This window comes from Corynebacterium intestinale (genome assembly GCF_023574125.1).
GTDB lineage: Bacteria > Actinomycetota > Actinomycetes > Mycobacteriales > Mycobacteriaceae > Corynebacterium > Corynebacterium hesseae.
Genome location: NZ_JAMKFF010000009.1, coordinates 15,344 through 32,214, shown reverse-complemented (window position 1 = coordinate 32,214; position 16,871 = coordinate 15,344). Strand labels below are relative to the sequence as shown.

Below are 16,871 nucleotides of genomic sequence, written 5' to 3'. Positions count from 1 at the left end.
CCGCAGGCGTCAGCCGGCACCGTACGGTTAACACGCATGCCGCTAGCGTGCCCGTTGCCAGTATCGACGGCGTTAGTACGCACGGCACAAGGGCACATACCTCTTTAACGCGCGCGCGAGTAGCCGCACGCCGAGCAAGTTTTCTCAGCGAGCGGCTGGTTAAAGCGGCTGTGTGATTAGGGCGAAGCTCTACAGGTGGGATGAACTCGGTGGCGGATCCGGAGGTTCGCCGGAGTTATGCGGCGGCGCGCCGGGGGGCAGAGCCTGGTGCCGCACGCGGCGTGGAACGTGGGGCGGGCGGGCCGGATGTCGGCGGATCTGAGGATGCGCGAGCAGGCGGGTGGGCCGGGCTTTCGATGGGAATCGGCGGGCCGGCCCACGGCGGCAGGTAGTGCACGCGGCCATCAATGCGGTCGAGGTGCCCGCGGCCGGTGGGCTTTTCCGGGTCATCGTCATTGACCGCGTTGTGATACGCGCACAGCGGCACCATATTGGCCATGTTCGTCGGCCCGCCATCTTGAAAGCGGGTGAGGTGGTGGATCTGGGAGTCGTCGGCAGGCGCGTTGCACCCGGGCCAGGCGCACGTCGGGTGCTCTGCAGACAGCGCGAGGCGCTGCTTGGTGTTGGCAAAGCGGCTCGCCATGTAGAGGTTCACGGGGCCGTGGTGGGGGTGGACGAGGGTGATGAGGCCGACGTCGGCAAGCTTTTCGCGCACGAACTCCGCGCCCGTCATCGTGGCCCCATTGGTCAGCTGCAGCTCAATCTCCTCACCATCGCCATCCACGATGCGGTCCAGCTCATCCAAGCGCACGATGACGTTGGACTGCAGCTTCTGGCCCGAACCGCCCCCGCCGCGGAACACGGTATGCGCCGCGGTGAGCAAGTCCTTGTCGGTGGTCTTCAGCACGGCCAGCAGCTTCGAGATGTTGAGCGAGGAATCCGTAATACTCAGCGTGTGGTTGCGGCCCGCGCGCCGCGTCACCCGCACGCCTGGGGCAGGGTCCTTCGGCGGGCGCCACTCTTTGAGCTTGGCCTTCGCCACCATGGGGATTTTCTCCCGCGGGGTGGCAGCCAGCAGTTGGCGCAACTCCCACGCCTTGCGGGCCTTGAGCTTGGAACAGTAGCGCTCGATATCGAGGAGCGTGAACACGTCGTGGCCCGTGCGGCGCGCTTTGCGCTGCCGGGAGCGGAACATCGTGTCCCCGAAATACACCGCGTGCAGCCCCAGGAGCTTCTCCGCGAAATCCGGCCGCGCACCCATCTCAATTAGCTGCGCGCGCGTGACACCGGCGCATTGCTCGACCACGTCGAGCCCGCGCGCTAGTGCTTGAATGTAACCCCCCAGTTGCATAGCTCACAGCCTAAACCAGGTTGGGCAACCTTGCTACTTGAGCGCAGAAATCGCAGCGCAGAGCTTATCGACGTCCCCCTCTTCCGTCGACCACGCCGTACAAAAACGCACCACGCGCAGGCCTTCGTGTTCTTCGAAGAACTGGCACACGAAGTCCTGCGAGAGCTTCTCTTCCTGTTCGCGTGTCAACAGCGCGAATTGCTGGTTGGTGGGGGAGTCGAAGAGCATGTCGATGCCTGTGGTGCGGAATGCCTCGGCGATGCGCTGGGCTTGGGCATTGGCGCGGGCGCAGATCTGCTCGTAAAGGGTCGTTGCAGCCGTGCCGGGGAGCGCATCGGCGGATTCAGGAGCGGGGGCGCTGAAGAGGGAGGCGAATTGCGCGCCCAGCAGCCAACCTTTGGCCAGCAGGCCGCCGTTTTGCTTCATCGCATTGCGAAAGCGCGGCGCACCCGCGGGGAAGACGATGGCTTCGCCGAAGAGGGCGCCGCATTTGGTGCCGCCGATGGTGAAGACGTCGACAAGCGCGGCAAGGTCCGGCAGGGTGATATCCGAAGCGGAGAGGCCATAGCCGAGGCGGGCGCCGTCGACAAACAGGCCCAACTCGTACTCGTCGCAGACCTCGCGCAGGGCCACGAGTTCGGCGCGGGAGTAGGCGGTGCCGAACTCGGTAGGCTGTGTGATGTAGACCAGTGCGGGCTCCGGCATGTGTTCCTCCACCCCGGAGGCGCGGTATTCCTCCATGCACGCGCGAACCTGCGCGGCGGTGATCTTTCCCAGCTGGTTCGGCAGCGTGATGACCTTGTGCCCGGTGTGCTCGATGGCGCCCGTCTCGTGGGTGGCGATGTGCCCGCTATCCGCCGCGATAACGCCCTCCCAGGGGCGCAGGCGGTGGGCGATGATGGTGGCGTTGGCCTGCGTGCCACCGACCATGAAATGCACCTCAGCGTTCGGCGCTTGGCAGGCAGTGCGGATGCGCTCAGCGGCCGTGGCACAGAGCTCGTCGGCGCCATAGCCGGCATAAGCCCCATCCGCCTCCGCAATGGCTTCGAGGACGCGGGGGTGGGCGGAGCGATGGTAGTCGTTGCCGAAGTGAATCATGGTGGGCCAGTTTAGCCGGTGACCGTGACTTCGCCGATGCCTGCGTCGATGTGAATGTTCAGCAGCGCGTCAGGGTCTTGGCGTTCGGTGCAGTTGCTCTCTCCCAGGCCGTCATCACAGGTCAGCGCGACGGGGATGTCCTTCGGGAGGATGACCTCGACGGCGCCGATGCCGGCGTCGACGGTGACGTCGTGCTTGGTTGTGAGGTCGTGGAGCTGGCTGAAGTCCACCGTCGATTCGCCGATGCCCAGGTCGTAGTAGTCCTCGAGTTCATCTTCATGGGTGGGCGCGATGTCTTGCTCACCGACGTTGAAGCGGGCGCTGAAGCCGGACTCGTCGGCCTCGGAGACGAAGGTGACTCCAAGGAAGGCAATCGTCAGGGCGGCGCCTACGGCACCGAGCGCAATCGCGCCCTCAACCCACTGCGAACCGCGCTTCTTTTTCGGTTCCTCCCGCGGGCCCGGCTCCGGCAGGTCCCAGGCATCGGGAACCACGCCGAGCGGATCCCAGGACGGTGGGGTCCTGCGGCCGGGCGGGAAGGGGTGGCCGCCCGCCGGGGTATAAGAATTGAGGTTGACAGGTTCCTCGCGCACCGGCTGTTCGGCGGCCAGCAGTCCGCTAGGCGGTAGCGGCTCGCGTTGGTGAAGGGCGTACCAGGCCAGCGCCAGCAGGCCGAAGGTCAGCGTAGCGGGCGGAAGGCCGGCGAGGAATTGCCCGCTGAGGAACAGTGGGCCGGAGCTAAACGTCAGAAGGACGCCGACAATTAGGATCCAACCGAGCTCTTGCTCCTCCTTGACGCCATCCTTGCCCAAGGCCGCATCGAGCGGGCAGTAGGGCGAGCCGTAGCGCGGCATGAGCGCCCACGCGGCGAGGTAGGCGGCGATGCCCCCGCCGAAAGCGAGTGCTGCGACCACGAAGGCCACGCGCACAATCGTCGGATCGAGCTGGTAGCGCACCGCGATGCCTTCGCAGACACCGGCGAGCTGGGCGTCGCCACCCTGCTTCTTGGGAAGGCGGACGGGGCGGGTTGTCCACATCTGGTTGAAAGTGCTGTTCTTCGTCATACTTTTATGGTGCCGCGCGGGGCTTCGCGGCGGTATCGGTAATCGCCCTGATTTTTAGACCTCAGGGTTGTCCCCGATGTGCCGGAGGGGTGGTGCGTGGGACTATGTCTAGTATGACTTCGCCCTATGTCCCCGCCGAGAACGCGGCGCCTTATCCCGTGATGTCACGCCCCCAATCTGGCCGCGTGGTGGCCGGCGTGGCAGCGGGGTTGGCACAGAATCTGGGGGTTTCGGCGCTCTCCGCGCGCATCGCCTTGACCGCGTTGACCCTGCTGGGTGGGGTGGGGGCGATGGCCTATGCCGGGCTGTGGATCTTCACGCCCGCGCTTGACGACGCCCCCTCCACCCGCCGCAGCCCCCTCTCCCTCGTGCTGGTGTTCCTGGCGCTGGCGGGTAGTGCGGTGGGTGTGTTGGGGGTTTCGGGGGCGTCGCTAAGCGTGGCGGTGCCGTTGGCGGTGGTGGCCGTCGGCGCGGTGCTGGCGTGGTTGGCGTATGACCGCGGGCTGAACACGCCGGTGGGCCTGGTTGCCGTGGCGGCCGGTGCTGTCCTGGTCATCGGTGGTGTCGTGGTGGCGGCGGTGACGTGGGAGAGCGGATCGGGTTCGGCGATCCTGGCCACGGCGCTGACGCTGGTGGGCTTTGGTGCGTTGGTGGTGCCGCTGGTGCTGAAGCTCTGGCGTTCGCTGTCGCAGGAGCAGGCGGCCAAGGCGGTCTCGGAGGAGCGCGCCGAGATTGCCGCCCGCCTGCACGATTCGGTACTGCAGACGCTGGCGCTGATTCAGAAGCGGGCGGGGGATTCGCGTGAGGTGACGCGTTTGGCGCGCGCCCAAGAACGCGAGCTGCGCGCCTGGCTTTTCGACGCCCCCTCCGCCGCCCCCACCACCTGCTTCGGAGCCCTCGAAGCGGCGTGCGGGGAGGTGGAAGACCTCTTCGACATGCGGGTATCCGCTGTGACGGTGGGTGAGGATGCGGAGCTGACGGAGTCCGCGAAGTTGCTTATTCAGGCGGCGCGCGAGGCTATGGTCAATGCCGGCAAGCACGCGGGCGTGGACGCGGTGGATGTCTACGCGGAGTTGTTGGCGGGCGAGCTGAGTATCTTTGTGCGTGATCGCGGGGTGGGTTTCGACGTGGATGCTATTCCCGCTGATAGGCACGGGATTCGTGACAGTATTCGCGCGCGCGTAGAGGGAACTGGTGGGCGCGTGCGGATTTCCTCGACCCCGGGGGAGGGCACCGAGGTGGAGCTGGCGGTAGCGTTATGAGCATGGTGAAGGTCTTTTTGGTTGATGATCACTCCGTCTTCCGCGCGGGCGTGCGCGCCGAGTTGGCGGCGGCCCCGGAGATTGAGATTGTGGGCGATGCTGGCACTGTTGCGGAGGCGCTGGAGGGCATTGCGCGTACTTCGCCGGACGTGGTGCTTCTTGATGTCCACATGCCCGACGGTGGCGGCCTCGCCGTTATTAATGCGACGGCTAGCCAGCCGTCGAGACCGGTGTTTTTGGCGCTGAGCGTGTCGGATGCGGCGGAGGATGTGATTGCGCTGATTCGGGCGGGTGCGCGCGGGTACGTAACGAAGAATATTTCCGGCCCGGATTTGGCGCGCGCGGTCCTGCAGGTCAACAGCGGGGATGCGTATTTCTCGCCGCGCCTGGCAGGCTTTGTCCTTGACGCTTTTGCCTCCGGCTCGCCCGCACCGGAGCCGGAGGAGGGGCAAGACCCGGCGGTGGATGCGCTGACGCGCCGCGAGCTGGAGGTCTTGAGGCTGCTCGCGCGCGGCTATACGTACCGCGAGATTGGCAAGCAGCTGTTCATTTCAGTGAAAACGGTGGAGACGCACGCCTCCAATATTTTGCGCAAGACCCAGCAGTCCAACCGCCACCAGCTCACGCGCTGGGCCACCTCGCGCGACCTGGCCTAGACAGCCTGGCCTTGGCGGGTTGGCAAAGGCGCTGGCTCAGACAGCCCCCGCACAAACCAGGATCGGGGCCGGTGGAGGTGGTCGCCGCTCACACAGTTAGTCCGGCATAGGCGGGTTGGGTTTAGGCAGGGGGTGCGTAGGCGAGCTTGCGGGAGCCGTCGACGTGGGGAAAGAGCAGGAAGGCCGCGCCCGCGACGAGCGCCCACACCAGCGCGCTGCCCCAGGCAGGTAGTGCGAGGAGCGGGGAGAGCATAACCATCAACCACAGCACCATGAGGGGAATAAGCTGCGCGGCGTTGGGCAGCATGGTGACGTTGTGGCGCTGGGCATAATCGCGCAGGTCCGCGCGGTAGGGGTGCAGGAATACGAGCGCGCAGGCGGCGATGAGGAGGAGCAGGCTGAGCCCCATGGCGAGCCCGAAGTGGATGCGGCTGGTACCTGCCGCCACGGCGGTACCAGCCAGCAGCGAGGCGCCGAGGCGTACCCACGGCGGAGTGGGGATTGGGGTGGTGTGCGCGCGGAGGGGATTCATGGCGCCTAACGCTACCAGCGCAATTGCGCGTGTCCGGGGAGAGGTTCATAATAGGAGCCATGAATCAAACAGGTGTTCGCGTAGCGGGCGGCTCACGGGCCGACCAGATTGCGGTTCTACGCGCCCAGATTCAACGCCTGGAAACCCCGGATGATTCGGTGCAGGTGCAGCCGGACGCGGAACTTCTTGGCGTCCCTGAAAAGTTATCTGAGCTGCTCCCGGGCGGTGGTCTGCCGCGTAAGCGGGCAACCGCCTGCGCGGAATGTGCCGCGCTCGTGGTGGAGCTGATATCCCATGTTAGCGCGGCGGGCGGACACGTCGGGGTGGTGGGCTGGCCCGATCTCTCACTCGCACAAGTGGCCGAGGATGGTGATGTCTCCCGGGTCATCACGGTGCCCGACCCGGGCGCGGAGCCCTGGGCGGTAACTAGCGTGCTGTGTGAGGGGCTGGACCTCGTCGTGCACAAGGGGACAGGTGCGCTGAGCCCCACCCGGGCGCGCCCCGTGCTGGCGAAGGTGCGGGCAGGGCAGGCGGCCCTGCTCACCGTGGGGACCCGGCTGCCGGGCACGGCCGTGGAGATCGGTGCGGAGGTCGTTGCGGTGCATGGCCTGGGCCGGGGCAGCGGGCGGATTCGGGGGGTTGATATAGGGGTGCGGGTGGCGTCGGCAAGCATGCGCCCGCGGCGTGGAGTGCTCACGTGCGGGCAGCGACCAGACACGCGCCCGCACTTGGAGGCAGTGTGAGGGTCGCGGCGCTGTGGTTCCCGGATTGGCCCATCCAGGCGCTGCAGGATGCCGAGAGGGCGGCGTGTGTCATCGCCGCCCAGCACCGCGTGGCGGTGTGCAACGCGGCGGCGCGCCGGGCGGGGGTGCGCCGTGGGATGCGCGTGCGCCAAGCCCAGGCCGTTCTGCCGGAGCTGCGCGTGGAGGAGGCAAACCCGGACCGGGATGGGGTGGTGTTCGCGGAGATTGCCGCGGGCCTGGATGCGGTGGCTTCGTCGGTGGAGGTGCTGCGCCCTGGGCTGGTCATCGTGGACGCGGGCGCGGCCGGACGTTTCCACGGCAGTGAGGCGAAGGCGGTGGAGATGCTTGTCGACGCCACCTCCAGATCCCACCTCGACGCCACCGTCGGAGTCGCGGACGAGATTGCCACCGCGCTGATTGCCGCCCGCCACCGCAACCTGGGCGCGGTGGTGCCGGTAGGAGGGTCGCGCGACTTTCTGGCTCAGCAGCCGGTGGGTGTGCTGGCGGCGGAAGTGGCGCTGGGCTGTGCGGCGGACGTGGTTCATTCTTTAGAGCAGCTGGGTGTGCGCACCTTAGGGGAGCTGGCGAGCCTGCCGCTGCGCCAAGTCACCACCCGTTTCGGCGAGGCCGGGCGGCGGTGCCACGCGGTGGCCGCGGCCGCACCGGATCGGCGCGTGGCGCCGGAACTCGCGCGCCCTGACCTGGGCGTGGAGCAGGGCTTCGAGGAGCCCTTGGAGCGCGTGGATGCCGCGGCCTTCGCCGCGCGTCAGCTGGCGGCTCGCCTCCACGCGGCTCTCGAGGAAGCGTGCGTGGTGTGCCTGCGCCTGCGCGTTGCCGCGGAGTTTGAGGGCGGTGAGCGCCTGGAGCGGATTTGGCGTACCCAGGAAGCGCTCAGCGAGGCCGCCACGGCGGACCGCGTGCGCTGGCAGCTCGACGGCTGGTTGAGTGCTGCGCGGGCGGGGAGTGCGCCGGGTGAGGGAGGGGGCATCGCCAAGCTGGCGTTGGAACCGGTGGAGGTCGCCCCGCCGGGGGACGGGCTTTTGTGGGGCGCGGATGAATCCACCGAGCAGGCCAAGCGTGTCATCGCGCGCGTGCAATCCCAGCTGGGGGTGGACCGCGTGCTGCAGCCCCGCCCGGCGGCCGGGCGCGGGGTGGCCGAGCGCATCGAGTACGTCCCTTATGGCGAGCAGCGCGACCCGCAGCCGGAGGGCACGTGGCCGGGGCGCATCCCGGCGCCGCTTCCGGCGAGCCTGGCGCACCCGGCTGCGAGGATTCGGCTTATCGACGTCTCCTCGAAGGACATCATCGTCACCGCCGAGGCCCTCCTTTCCGGGGAGCCAGCAGGCCTGGGGTGGGGCCAGCACCGCTACCGGGTGACTGGGTGGGCCGGCCCGTGGCCCGTGGATACCGGGTGGTGGGAGGCGGGTGCGGCGCAACGCTGCGCGCGCCTGCAAGTCGTCGGGGAAAACGACAAAGGCCAGCGCGCCTGGCTCCTCGTGTGGGCAGGCGGGCGCTGGTCGGTGGAGGCAACCTATGCCTGAACGGCTTAGTTCAAGATGTCGATGACCAGGCGCGTCGGCGCCCTGAGCACCTGCACCGAATACGGGTGGCGTTCGTTAAGCCCGATAACGAACTGCGAGCGAGCCTCGAAGGTACCGCCGCTGACCACCTGGGTAACTAGGCCGCCGGCGCCATTTACGGTGCCGATATTCGGGTCTTCCATGTTGAGCTGGAAGGGGTAGGCGGTGCCGTCGATGCTGACGTCGAGCGCGGTGGAGCCTTCATAAGCAATCGGGTTGCCGGATCCTTGCTGGGCGGGGGAATCGGTGTAATCGATGAACCAGCCCGGCGAACCATCCCCGACAAACTCGAAGACCACGCGGTCAAATCCCTCGTGCTTCCCCACGCGGACATCGGTCACCACCAGCTCCGAGGGGGCCGGTGGGCGGAGGGTTTTCATCTCCATGTTGGCGTCGCCCAGCGGGGTCAGCCCAGCCGGTGCGGCGGGGGAGGGCGCAGTGGGAGTGACGGTAGCGGTGGAAGTGGAGGCGCCGGACAGGGTGGCGTCGAGAGTCTTCGTGGGGTCGCCGGTACTACCATCCGGGGAGGAAGAAGGAGCGCATCCCTGAAGCACGAGCGCACCCGAGACAACGAGTGCGGCCACTGGGGCGGCTGTGCGCAAGAGATTGTGTTTCGGCATAACTTCGAGCGTAGTGGCACTTCGGGGAATTATATGCATCGAGCTAAGCATCGTAACCACATTGTTGTGAAGCAAGTGATGCCAGTTAAGATGGCGCCATGACCTTCTGCTCCGACGTCCAGGTCGAGCCCCTGGCTGGTACCGCTAAACAAGAATCTGTGTACGTCCTTTTCGAGTGGCCCACGGCGTGGTCGCGCGACGTGCTTGACGGCCACACCTTTGGCCCAGGCCTCACCGAAAAGCTCAAGGCCAAGCTCAAGGGCGTGGCGGGCCTGCAGCTCATTCGCCGCCCGGGGCGCGCCGGGCATGAGCGGGGGACGGGGCACTTCCGTTGTTTCGTTGTGTGGGCGCGCGAGGGGCTGGTGCAGGATTACACCCTGAACGGCCCAGAGGACATTCTTGACCTGGATCTTGAGCACCCCACCGGCACGTGCCTGCCGCTGGTGCTCGTGTGCACCCACGCCAAGCGCGATGCCTGCTGCGCCATCAAGGGGCGCCCGCTGGCTGCCTCCCTGGCGTGTGAATTTGAGGAGACCGTGTGGGAAACCTCCCACACCAAAGGCCACCGTTTCGCGCCGTCGGTGCTGCTGATGCCGTGGGGCTATTCCTTTGGACGCCTCAACGTGGAGGCCGGCCGCGAGCTCGTGGGCAAGGCGCTGCACGGAGAGTATTTCTACCCTGCCAACCGCGGTTCCGGCCTCACCACGCCCCGGGGTCAGGTGGCGGAGCTTGCGGTGGCACGCCAGCTTCTCGACGCCTCCGAGCCCCTCCACTACGGCGACCTTAGCGTCGACGCGGCGGAAGACACCGCAGCGGAAACCCCCGCCGCGAGAAATGGCGTCGTTGTGCGACACCGCGACGGCCGCGCATGGGACGTGGAGCTGGAAGAAAAAGAGGCCTCCGGCGTTGTCTCCTCCTGCGGAGACAAACCGAAGACCTCTCGAATCTACGTCGCGCGTCGCGTCGAAAAGCGCAGCGTATAGATAGGGGTTGGCGTGGTTAGCGGCGCATAATCTTGGCCGAAAGCCAGTTGCCGAAGAACTGCGCTGCCTGCACCAGCACGATGATGATGAGGGTAGCCACCACGGTGACCTCCCACTCGAAGGCGCGGTAACCGTAGACGATGGCGAAGTCACCCAAGCCACCGCCGCCGACGTAGCCCGCCATCGCGGACATGTCGACGATGCCGATGAACAGGAAGGTGTAGCCCAGCACCAGCGGGCCCAGCGCTTCCGGAATGATGACCGTGGTGATGATCTTCCACGGCGAAGCGCCCATCGCGCGGGCCGCCTCGATCACACCCGGATCCAGCGCCACGAGGTTCTGCTCCACGATGCGCGCCACTGCGAAGGTAGCCGCAATGACCATGACGAACGTGGCCGGTTCACGGCCGATGGAGCTTCCCAGCACCGCCACCGTCAGCGGCTGGACAAAGGCCAGCAGGATGATGAACGGGATCGGGCGAATGAAGTTCACCAGAATGTTGATGACGAAGTGGATGGGCTTGTTCTGCAGGATGCCGCCCGGGCGCGTGGTGTAGAGCAGGATGCCCAGCACGAGGCCGATGATGCCCGCAAGCACCAGGGTCGTGGCGACCATGATGAGGGTGTCCTTGATGGCGTCGACAAGCGTACTGCCCAGTCGGTCCCAATTAGCCTGCGCGAGGTAGGTGACGTTCATCGTTGGATCTCCTCAATTTCGGTGGTGCGTTGCATGTGTGCGTAGAAGTCTTCGATGGCTGCGTCCGGTCCGTTGAGGCGGACGGTGATCTTGCCAAAGGAGTGCTTCTGCAAGGTGGTGATACCGCCGTGGACCACGGCGATGGACACACCCTCGTCCGCGAGCTTGCCCGCGGCATCGAAGAAGCCGGACTTCTCTGTCAGGTTGATGGTGAACAGGCGGCCCTCGTGGGCCAAGAGGTCATCGGCCTCGACGACGTCCGGGGTGTTACGCAGGGACGTCGCTACGAATTTCTCCGCCACCTTGGTTCGGGGATTGGAGAAGACCTCATAGACGCTGCCGGACTCAATAACGTGGCCGCCTTCCATGACGGCGACCTTGTCTGCGATGGAGCGCACGACGTCCATCTCGTGGGTAATGACCACGATGGTGATGCCGAAATCGCGGTTGACCTTGCGCAGAAGGTCAAGAACCTCATGGGTGGTGGTGGGGTCGAGCGCTGAGGTGGCTTCATCCGCCAGCAGCAGGGAAGGGTTATTAGCTAGGGCGCGGGCGATGCCGACACGCTGCTTCTGGCCGCCGGAGAGCTGCTCCGGGTAGTTATCGCCCTTGTCTGCCAGGCCGACGAACTCCAGCAGTTCTTGGACGCGCTGCTTACGCTCTTGCTTCTCGACGCCCTGCAGCTTCAATGGGTACTCAACGTTGCCCGCCGCGGTGCGGGAGGACATGAGGTTGAACTGCTGGAAGATCATGCCGATGTTGCGGCGGATGCCGCGCAGCTTGGACTCGGGCAGGGGGACGACATCGGTGCCGTCGAGAAGCAGCTGCCCCGAGGTTGGCTTATCCAGGCCGTTGATCATGCGCACCAGCGTGGATTTGCCCGCGCCGGAGAAGCCGATGATGCCGATGATCTCGCCGGGCTCGACGGTCAGGGAGACATTATCGAGTGCGGTGGTGGTGGTTTTCTTGTTTTTAAAGACTTTGGTGATGTTGCGGAATTCAATCCGGGTGCCCTGGTGGGCGCCAGTGTGTTCAGTCACGTGGTTTTCCTTTGTACGTGTCCGTGTAGTGAATAAGCAGGGAGTAACGGGCAAAATCCCCCGGGTCACGCAAACGAGCGTGAGCGCGGGGGTGAGGGAGATTCGCTTAGCTAGAGGAGGCTTCCTCTTCTAGGCGGTCCAGTATCTCTTGGAGTTCTGCCTGGGGCTTGTCCACGAAGATGGTGGTGCCACCCGTGGTGTCTTGCACCGCGGCCTTCACCTCATCAGAGAGGTAGAGTTCAGCTAGCTTCTTGACCTTCTCATTGTCCTTGTCCTTTTCCTGCACAGCCCACACGTTGACGTAGGGGTCGAACAGGATCTTCGGGTCGGCGTTGGGGTTTTCCGGGTCGTCGTAAAGCACGGCGTCGGCCGGGTTGATACCCGCACGCTTGAAGAAGGAGTTGGTGATGATGGCGGGCTTGCCCTCGCCGAAGGCGGACGGGGTCTGGGAAGCATCGACCGGGGTGATGGTCACCTTGGAAGCGGACTCATCGATATCGGCGGGATCCGGGGTGAGCTTGCCCTCTTCCTTGAGCTTCAGCAAACCGTTGGCTGCCAGCAGGTTGATGGCGCGGCCCTGGTTCGTGGCGTCATTCGGAATGGCGATGTCCTGCCCCTCGATGCCGTCGATGCTGTCGTGGCCCTTCCAGAACAGAGGCATGGGGTAGACCTGCGTGGACGCAACCGGGACAAGGTTCGTGCCGTTGCCCACGTTGTACTCGGCGAGGAACTTTAAGTGTTGGAACTTGTTGGTGTCCGTGCTCCCCTCAGCCAATGACTGGTTGGGGGTGGCGTAGTCGGTAAAGCTCTTCATCTCGATCTCGATGCCTTCTTGAGCAGCGAGTTCTTTGAGCACGCCCCACTCCGGAAGCTCGGCGTCGGTGGTGCCGATGATGATGGGATCCTCGGCGGTACCAGCGGCGAAATCGGAGCTTGCAGACGAGCAGGCGACCAAGCTGGTAGCGGCAGCGAGGCTAGCTACAGCGGCTGCTACGAGACGGCGGATGCGCATGATTCGTCCTTTGCTAGTTAGTCAGTGAAGGCTGCTTAAACCTGCTCCTCGAGGCGGTCCAGAATCTCCTGGAGCTCCTCCTGGGAGCGGTCCACGGCCACGGCGGTGTCGCCGGAGGACTTCAGGACCGCGTCGGTGACCTTCTGGTCCTTCCACAGCTTGGCCAGCTCGTGGAGGGTTTCGTTATCGGCGTCGTCGGCACGCACGGCCCAGACGTTGATGTAAGGCTCGGCCTCGGTGGAGTCCGGGTCATCCTGAGCAACGGCAGACTGCGGGTCAATGCCGGCGCGCTCGAGGAAGGAGTTGTTGATAACGGCAGGCTTGCCCTCACCGTAGGCGGCCGGGGTCTGGGCGGCGTCCACCGGGGTGACCTTGACCTTGGACTTCTTCTCATCGATGTCCAGCGGGGTCGGGGTCAGCGGGCTGCCCTCCTTGAGGGTGACCAGGCCTTCCTGGACCAGCAGGCCGATGGCGCGGCCCTGGTTGGTGGAGTCGTTCGGGATGGCGACTTCCTGGCCCTCGACGTCACCGAGGTCCTTGTGGTCCTTCCAGTAGATGGCCAGCGGGTAGATCTCGGTAGCTGCCAGCGGGACGAGGTCGGTGCCGTTGCCCTTGTTGTATTCAGCCAGGAACTTCAGGTGCTGGAACTTGTTGGTCGTCAGCTTGCCTTGGTCCAGAGCCTGGTTCGGGGTGTTGTAGTCGGCGAAGTTTTCCAGCTTGACGTCGAAGCCGGCCTCCTTGGCCAGGTCCTGGAATACGGCCCACTCTTCCATGTTGGCGTCGGTGGTGCCGATGGTGATGGTGGAGTCCTTGGTAATGGCCTCACCGGAGTTCTCGGACTCAGCGGAGTCTGAGGAGCAAGCAACCAGGCTGGTTGCGGCGATGACGGCTGCCGAGGTGGCGGCAAGTACGCGACGGATGCTCATGGTGGGTTCCTAGTGTCCCTTCTTGGTTTGTGCGGCAAGTCGTGTCACCGCAGGAGTTTGCACTGCAGGAAAAACTAGCAACGATTGAACCGCTTTGTCTATTCAAAGGATTGTTCAACGACAACCTTGACGGGAACCTATGTTCGAATCTAATGTGTGGGGATATGAGGTTCAATGGGGGTAAGGCGCTGCCGTGGTCCCGGGTGGAGAGGATCCTCTCTGGCCGCCCGGGGCCCGTCCCGGTCTCGGTGGACCATCTGCCGCAGGCCACGGACGCGCCGAAAGTGGGGCATTCTTCCGTGCCTTTCGCGGAGCTGCACGCGGTAAGTTCCTATAGCTTCCTGCATGGCGCCTCCGAGCCGGAGGAGCTCGTGGCGCGCGCCGTCGAGCTGGGACTGCAGGGGATTGCGCTGGTAGATCGGGATGGATTCTATGGTCTTATGAAGTTTGCGGAGGCCGCTGCCAAGGTGGGTCTGCCCGCTGTCTTTGGTGCGGAGCTTAGCCTCGACCCGGCCCCGCTGACCGTCCTGGCACGCACACCGGAGGGCTATCGGCGGTTGTCTCGCCTCATCTCTCGCGCTCATATGGAGGCGGGGGAGAAGGGGATCGTGTCCTATCCTCCCCTGGCGGAGATTGGGGTGCAGTTGCAGGATGAGTGCCTCTTTCTGGTGGGCTGGGAGTGGGCGGAGCATTTCGATCTTCTGGTCGATGGAATAAAAATAGACAGCATGGTTCTGGAGTATGTCTGTACCCAGCTCCCGGAGGATGCCGACCACCACCTACTGCTGGATTCCTTGCCGGTTCCGCGCGCTATCGCTACCGCCCACCCGGCTGCCGCCACGCGGGATCGCGCGCGGTTGGCCGGGGCCAAGCAAGCCCTGTCCAGACGCCTCGCGCTTGCCGACGCCTCCCCCAACTCCCACCCCATGGGCTCGTCCTGGCTGCGCTCCGGGGAGCAGATGGCGCGCCTGCTGCCTGAGCGCCCCGAGCTCATTGCGGAAACCGTCCGCGTCCTCGAAGAATGTAGCTTTACCTGGGAGGCGCTGGCTCCGAACCTGCCTGACTTCGACGTGCCGGAAGGCCACACTGAGATGTCCTGGCTGGAGCATCTCACCTTCGAGCGCGCGGCAGTTCGCTATGCCACGCGCCCCGAGGAGATTCGGCGCAGGGCGCGGAAGCAGATGCGCTATGAATTGGGCGTGGTCAAGCAGCTGGGCTTTCCTGGCTACTTCCTCATCGTGTGTGATCTGGTGGATTTTTGTAAACGGGAAAACATTCTGTGCCAGGGGCGCGGGTCGGCGGCGAATTCGGCGGTGTGTTTCGCGCTGGGGATTACGAACGCGGAGCCGATTTCCGCGGGCTTGCTCTTTGAGCGCTTCCTCTCCCCGGACCGCGATGGCCCGCCGGATATTGACATCGATATTGAATCGGGGCGGCGCGAGGAGGTCATTCAGTACGTCTATGCCAAGCACGGCCGCGAGCGCGCCGCGCAGGTGGCCAACGTGATTACGTACCGCCGCAAAGGCGCGCTGCGGGATGCCGCCCGCGCGTTGGGCTACCCGCAGGGTTCGGCCGATGCCTGGTCGAAGGGGATCGCGCCCGCGCCTTCGGACGTTGAATCCTTGGCCGAGCAGTTTATAGGGCAGCCGCGCCACCTGGGCATTCACTCCGGCGGCATGGTGCTGTGCGACCGGCCAATTGCGGATGTCGTGCCCGTGGAATGGGCGCGCATGGAAAACCGCTCGGTGCTGCAGTGGGATAAGGATGATTGTGCCGCGGCCGGGCTGGTGAAGTTCGACCTGCTGGGCCTGGGCATGCTCGAAGCCCTGCATCACATGATGGACTTGGTGGAGGAAAGCACCGGCAGGGTGGTCAACCTGTGGGAGCTGGACCTGGCTGACCCGGAAGTCTATGACATGCTCTGCCGCGCGGATGCGGTGGGCGTGTTCCAGGTGGAATCGCGCGCGCAGCTGAGCACGCTGCCGAGGCTCAAGCCGCGGGTCTTCTTCGACCTCGTGGTGGAGGTCGCGCTCATCCGCCCGGGTCCCATTCAGGGCGGGTCGGTGCACCCCTACCTGCGCCGCCGCGATGGCAAGGAGCCGGTGACCTATGACCACCCGGTGCTGGAGAAGTCCCTGGGCAAGACGCTGGGGATTCCGCTTTTTCAGGAGCAGCTCATGCAGATTGCGGTCGATGCCGCCGGGTTCAGCGGCGCGGAGGCGGATGACTTGCGGCGCGCGATGGGTTCGAAGCGCTCGCCGGCCAAGATGGCGGCGCTCAAGCAGCGCTTTTATGAGGGCTTGGAGGAGACCAACGGGATCGTCGGGGAAGTGGCGGACAAGTTGTGGGCCAAGATTGTGGCCTTCGCCGCGTACGGCTTTCCGGAGTCGCACTCGCAGTCTTTTGCCTCCTTGGTGTACTTTTCGGCGTGGTTTAAGCGCTATTACCCGGCGCAGTTTTGTGTGGGCCTGTTGCGCGCGCAGCCGATGGGTTTCTACTCGCCGCAGTCGCTTATTCAGGACGCCCGCCGCCACGGCGTGGAGGTGCTGCCGGTCAGCGTCAACGAGTCGGGCCGCGAGGCGCGCGTGGTGGTGGGCGCGGACGGTCAAGCGCGCATCCGCCTGGGGCTTAGCCTCATCAAGGGATTAGGGAACAAGGCCGCCGACCGAATTGAAGCGGCCGCGCCGTTTGTCGACGTCCCCGATCTCTCCCGCCGCGCCGACCTCACCGTCGATCACGTGGAGGCCCTCGCGGTGGCGGGGGCCTTGGATGTCTTTGGGGCGGACCGCCGCCAGGCATTGTGGCAGGCGGGCGTGGCCGCAACGGAACGGGCGGGGATGCTGCCGGGGCTGTCTGCGATTGAGGCGCCGTCCTTGCCGGGCATGAGCGCTTTCGAGCTCATGGCGGCGGACGTGGCCAGCACCGGCGTGACCCACGACCAGCAACCGATGGAGCAGGTTCGTGGGGAATTGCAGGCCCGCGGCATCCTATCGGCGGCGGATTTGCCGGGCGTGGAGGATGGCACCCGCGTGCGCATCGCCGGGGTGGTCACGCACCGCCAGCGACCACAGACCGCGGCCGGTGTGGTCTTCTTCGGCCTAGAGGATGAGACCGGGCTGATGAACGTGATGGTTACGCCCGGCCTGTGGGCTCGGGATAAGGTGACGGCTCGGACGGCGCCCGCGCTCATCGTGCGCGGCATCGTGCAGAATGCCTCCGGGGCGGTCACCGTTGCCGCGGACCAGCTGGAGCCGCTGGCCTTCGGCGAGGCCCTTTCGCGCGGCTCGCGGGATTTCCGCTAAGAGGT

General features: G+C 65.5%; 15 protein-coding genes. 6 read left to right on the top strand and 9 right to left on the bottom strand.

The features are described from left to right. Nucleotides 1-235: 235 nt before the first annotated feature. From M5J06_RS09925 to M5J06_RS09915, 3 genes are read right to left on the bottom strand one after another with little or no spacing between them, the layout of a single operon-like run. Nucleotides 236-1,351: an HNH endonuclease signature motif containing protein gene (locus M5J06_RS09925; RefSeq protein ID WP_250224567.1), complete on the bottom strand. Its 1,116-nt coding sequence runs from the start codon at nucleotides 1,349-1,351 to the stop codon at nucleotides 236-238. A gap of 33 nt (nucleotides 1,352-1,384) precedes the next feature. After that, entirely contained in the window at nucleotides 1,385-2,449 is a 1,065-nt protein-coding gene (locus tag M5J06_RS09920; RefSeq protein ID WP_250224566.1) for a threonine aldolase family protein, read from the bottom strand. An 11-nt stretch (nucleotides 2,450-2,460) separates the two neighbouring features. Further along, nucleotides 2,461-3,513, bottom strand: coding sequence for a PspC domain-containing protein (locus tag M5J06_RS09915; protein ID WP_154762117.1), 1,053 nt, complete (start codon nucleotides 3,511-3,513; stop codon nucleotides 2,461-2,463). 113 nt (nucleotides 3,514-3,626) lie between these two features. On the opposite strand from M5J06_RS09915, the gene M5J06_RS09910 reads away from it, so the two are divergent. Together M5J06_RS09910 and M5J06_RS09905 are read left to right on the top strand one after the other, a co-directional pair. After that, nucleotides 3,627-4,775, top strand: a complete 1,149-nt coding sequence (locus M5J06_RS09910; protein WP_250224608.1) for an ATP-binding protein — start codon at nucleotides 3,627-3,629, stop codon at nucleotides 4,773-4,775. Nucleotides 4,776-4,777: 2 nt separating this feature from the next. Then, entirely contained in the window at nucleotides 4,778-5,431 is a 654-nt protein-coding gene (locus M5J06_RS09905) for a response regulator (RefSeq protein WP_250224565.1), read from the top strand. A 121-nt stretch (nucleotides 5,432-5,552) separates the two neighbouring features. On the opposite strand, the gene M5J06_RS09900 is transcribed toward M5J06_RS09905, so the two are convergent. Further along, nucleotides 5,553-5,963, bottom strand: a complete 411-nt coding sequence (locus M5J06_RS09900; RefSeq protein ID WP_144268709.1) for a hypothetical protein — start codon at nucleotides 5,961-5,963, stop codon at nucleotides 5,553-5,555. A gap of 59 nt (nucleotides 5,964-6,022) precedes the next feature. On the opposite strand from M5J06_RS09900, the gene imuA' reads away from it, so the two are divergent. Both imuA' and M5J06_RS09890 read left to right on the top strand, forming a co-directional pair. Then, complete coding sequence (gene imuA', locus M5J06_RS09895; RefSeq protein WP_250224564.1) at nucleotides 6,023-6,706, top strand: DnaE2-dependent mutagenesis accessory factor ImuA'; 684 nt, start codon at nucleotides 6,023-6,025, stop codon at nucleotides 6,704-6,706. Continuing rightward, complete coding sequence (locus M5J06_RS09890; protein ID WP_250224563.1) at nucleotides 6,703-8,247, top strand: DNA polymerase Y family protein; 1,545 nt, start codon at nucleotides 6,703-6,705, stop codon at nucleotides 8,245-8,247. Before imuA' ends, M5J06_RS09890 begins: the two co-directional genes overlap by 4 nt. Nucleotides 8,248-8,252: 5 nt before the next feature. Here M5J06_RS09890 and M5J06_RS09885 read toward each other — a convergent pair whose 3' ends face one another. After that, nucleotides 8,253-8,906, bottom strand: coding sequence for an AMIN-like domain-containing (lipo)protein (locus M5J06_RS09885; protein WP_154762119.1), 654 nt, complete (start codon nucleotides 8,904-8,906; stop codon nucleotides 8,253-8,255). 98 nt (nucleotides 8,907-9,004) lie between these two features. Between M5J06_RS09885 and M5J06_RS09880 the strand changes: the two genes are divergently transcribed. Beyond that, on the top strand, nucleotides 9,005-9,889 hold the full coding sequence (locus M5J06_RS09880) for a ferredoxin family protein (protein ID WP_250224562.1): 885 nt from the start codon (nucleotides 9,005-9,007) through the stop codon (nucleotides 9,887-9,889). A 16-nt stretch (nucleotides 9,890-9,905) separates the two neighbouring features. Here M5J06_RS09880 and M5J06_RS09875 read toward each other — a convergent pair whose 3' ends face one another. The 4 genes from M5J06_RS09875 to M5J06_RS09860 all read right to left on the bottom strand — a co-directional run bounded on the left by M5J06_RS09875 (nucleotide 9,906) and on the right by M5J06_RS09860 (nucleotide 13,564). Continuing rightward, a complete protein-coding gene (locus M5J06_RS09875; RefSeq protein WP_070521487.1) occupies nucleotides 9,906-10,586 on the bottom strand; it encodes a methionine ABC transporter permease in 681 nt (226 codons plus the stop codon). Next, on the bottom strand, nucleotides 10,583-11,626 hold the full coding sequence (locus M5J06_RS09870) for a methionine ABC transporter ATP-binding protein (RefSeq protein WP_250224561.1): 1,044 nt from the start codon (nucleotides 11,624-11,626) through the stop codon (nucleotides 10,583-10,585). Before M5J06_RS09870 ends, M5J06_RS09875 begins: the two co-directional genes overlap by 4 nt. A 106-nt stretch (nucleotides 11,627-11,732) precedes the next feature. Next, on the bottom strand, nucleotides 11,733-12,638 hold the full coding sequence (locus tag M5J06_RS09865) for a MetQ/NlpA family ABC transporter substrate-binding protein (RefSeq protein ID WP_250224560.1): 906 nt from the start codon (nucleotides 12,636-12,638) through the stop codon (nucleotides 11,733-11,735). A gap of 35 nt (nucleotides 12,639-12,673) precedes the next feature. Further along, nucleotides 12,674-13,564: a MetQ/NlpA family ABC transporter substrate-binding protein gene (locus M5J06_RS09860; protein WP_250224559.1), complete on the bottom strand. Its 891-nt coding sequence runs from the start codon at nucleotides 13,562-13,564 to the stop codon at nucleotides 12,674-12,676. Between the two features lie 164 nt (nucleotides 13,565-13,728). On the opposite strand from M5J06_RS09860, the gene M5J06_RS09855 reads away from it, so the two are divergent. Next, nucleotides 13,729-16,866: an error-prone DNA polymerase gene (locus M5J06_RS09855; protein WP_250224558.1), complete on the top strand. Its 3,138-nt coding sequence runs from the start codon at nucleotides 13,729-13,731 to the stop codon at nucleotides 16,864-16,866. The last annotated feature ends 5 nt before the right edge of the window (nucleotides 16,867-16,871 follow it).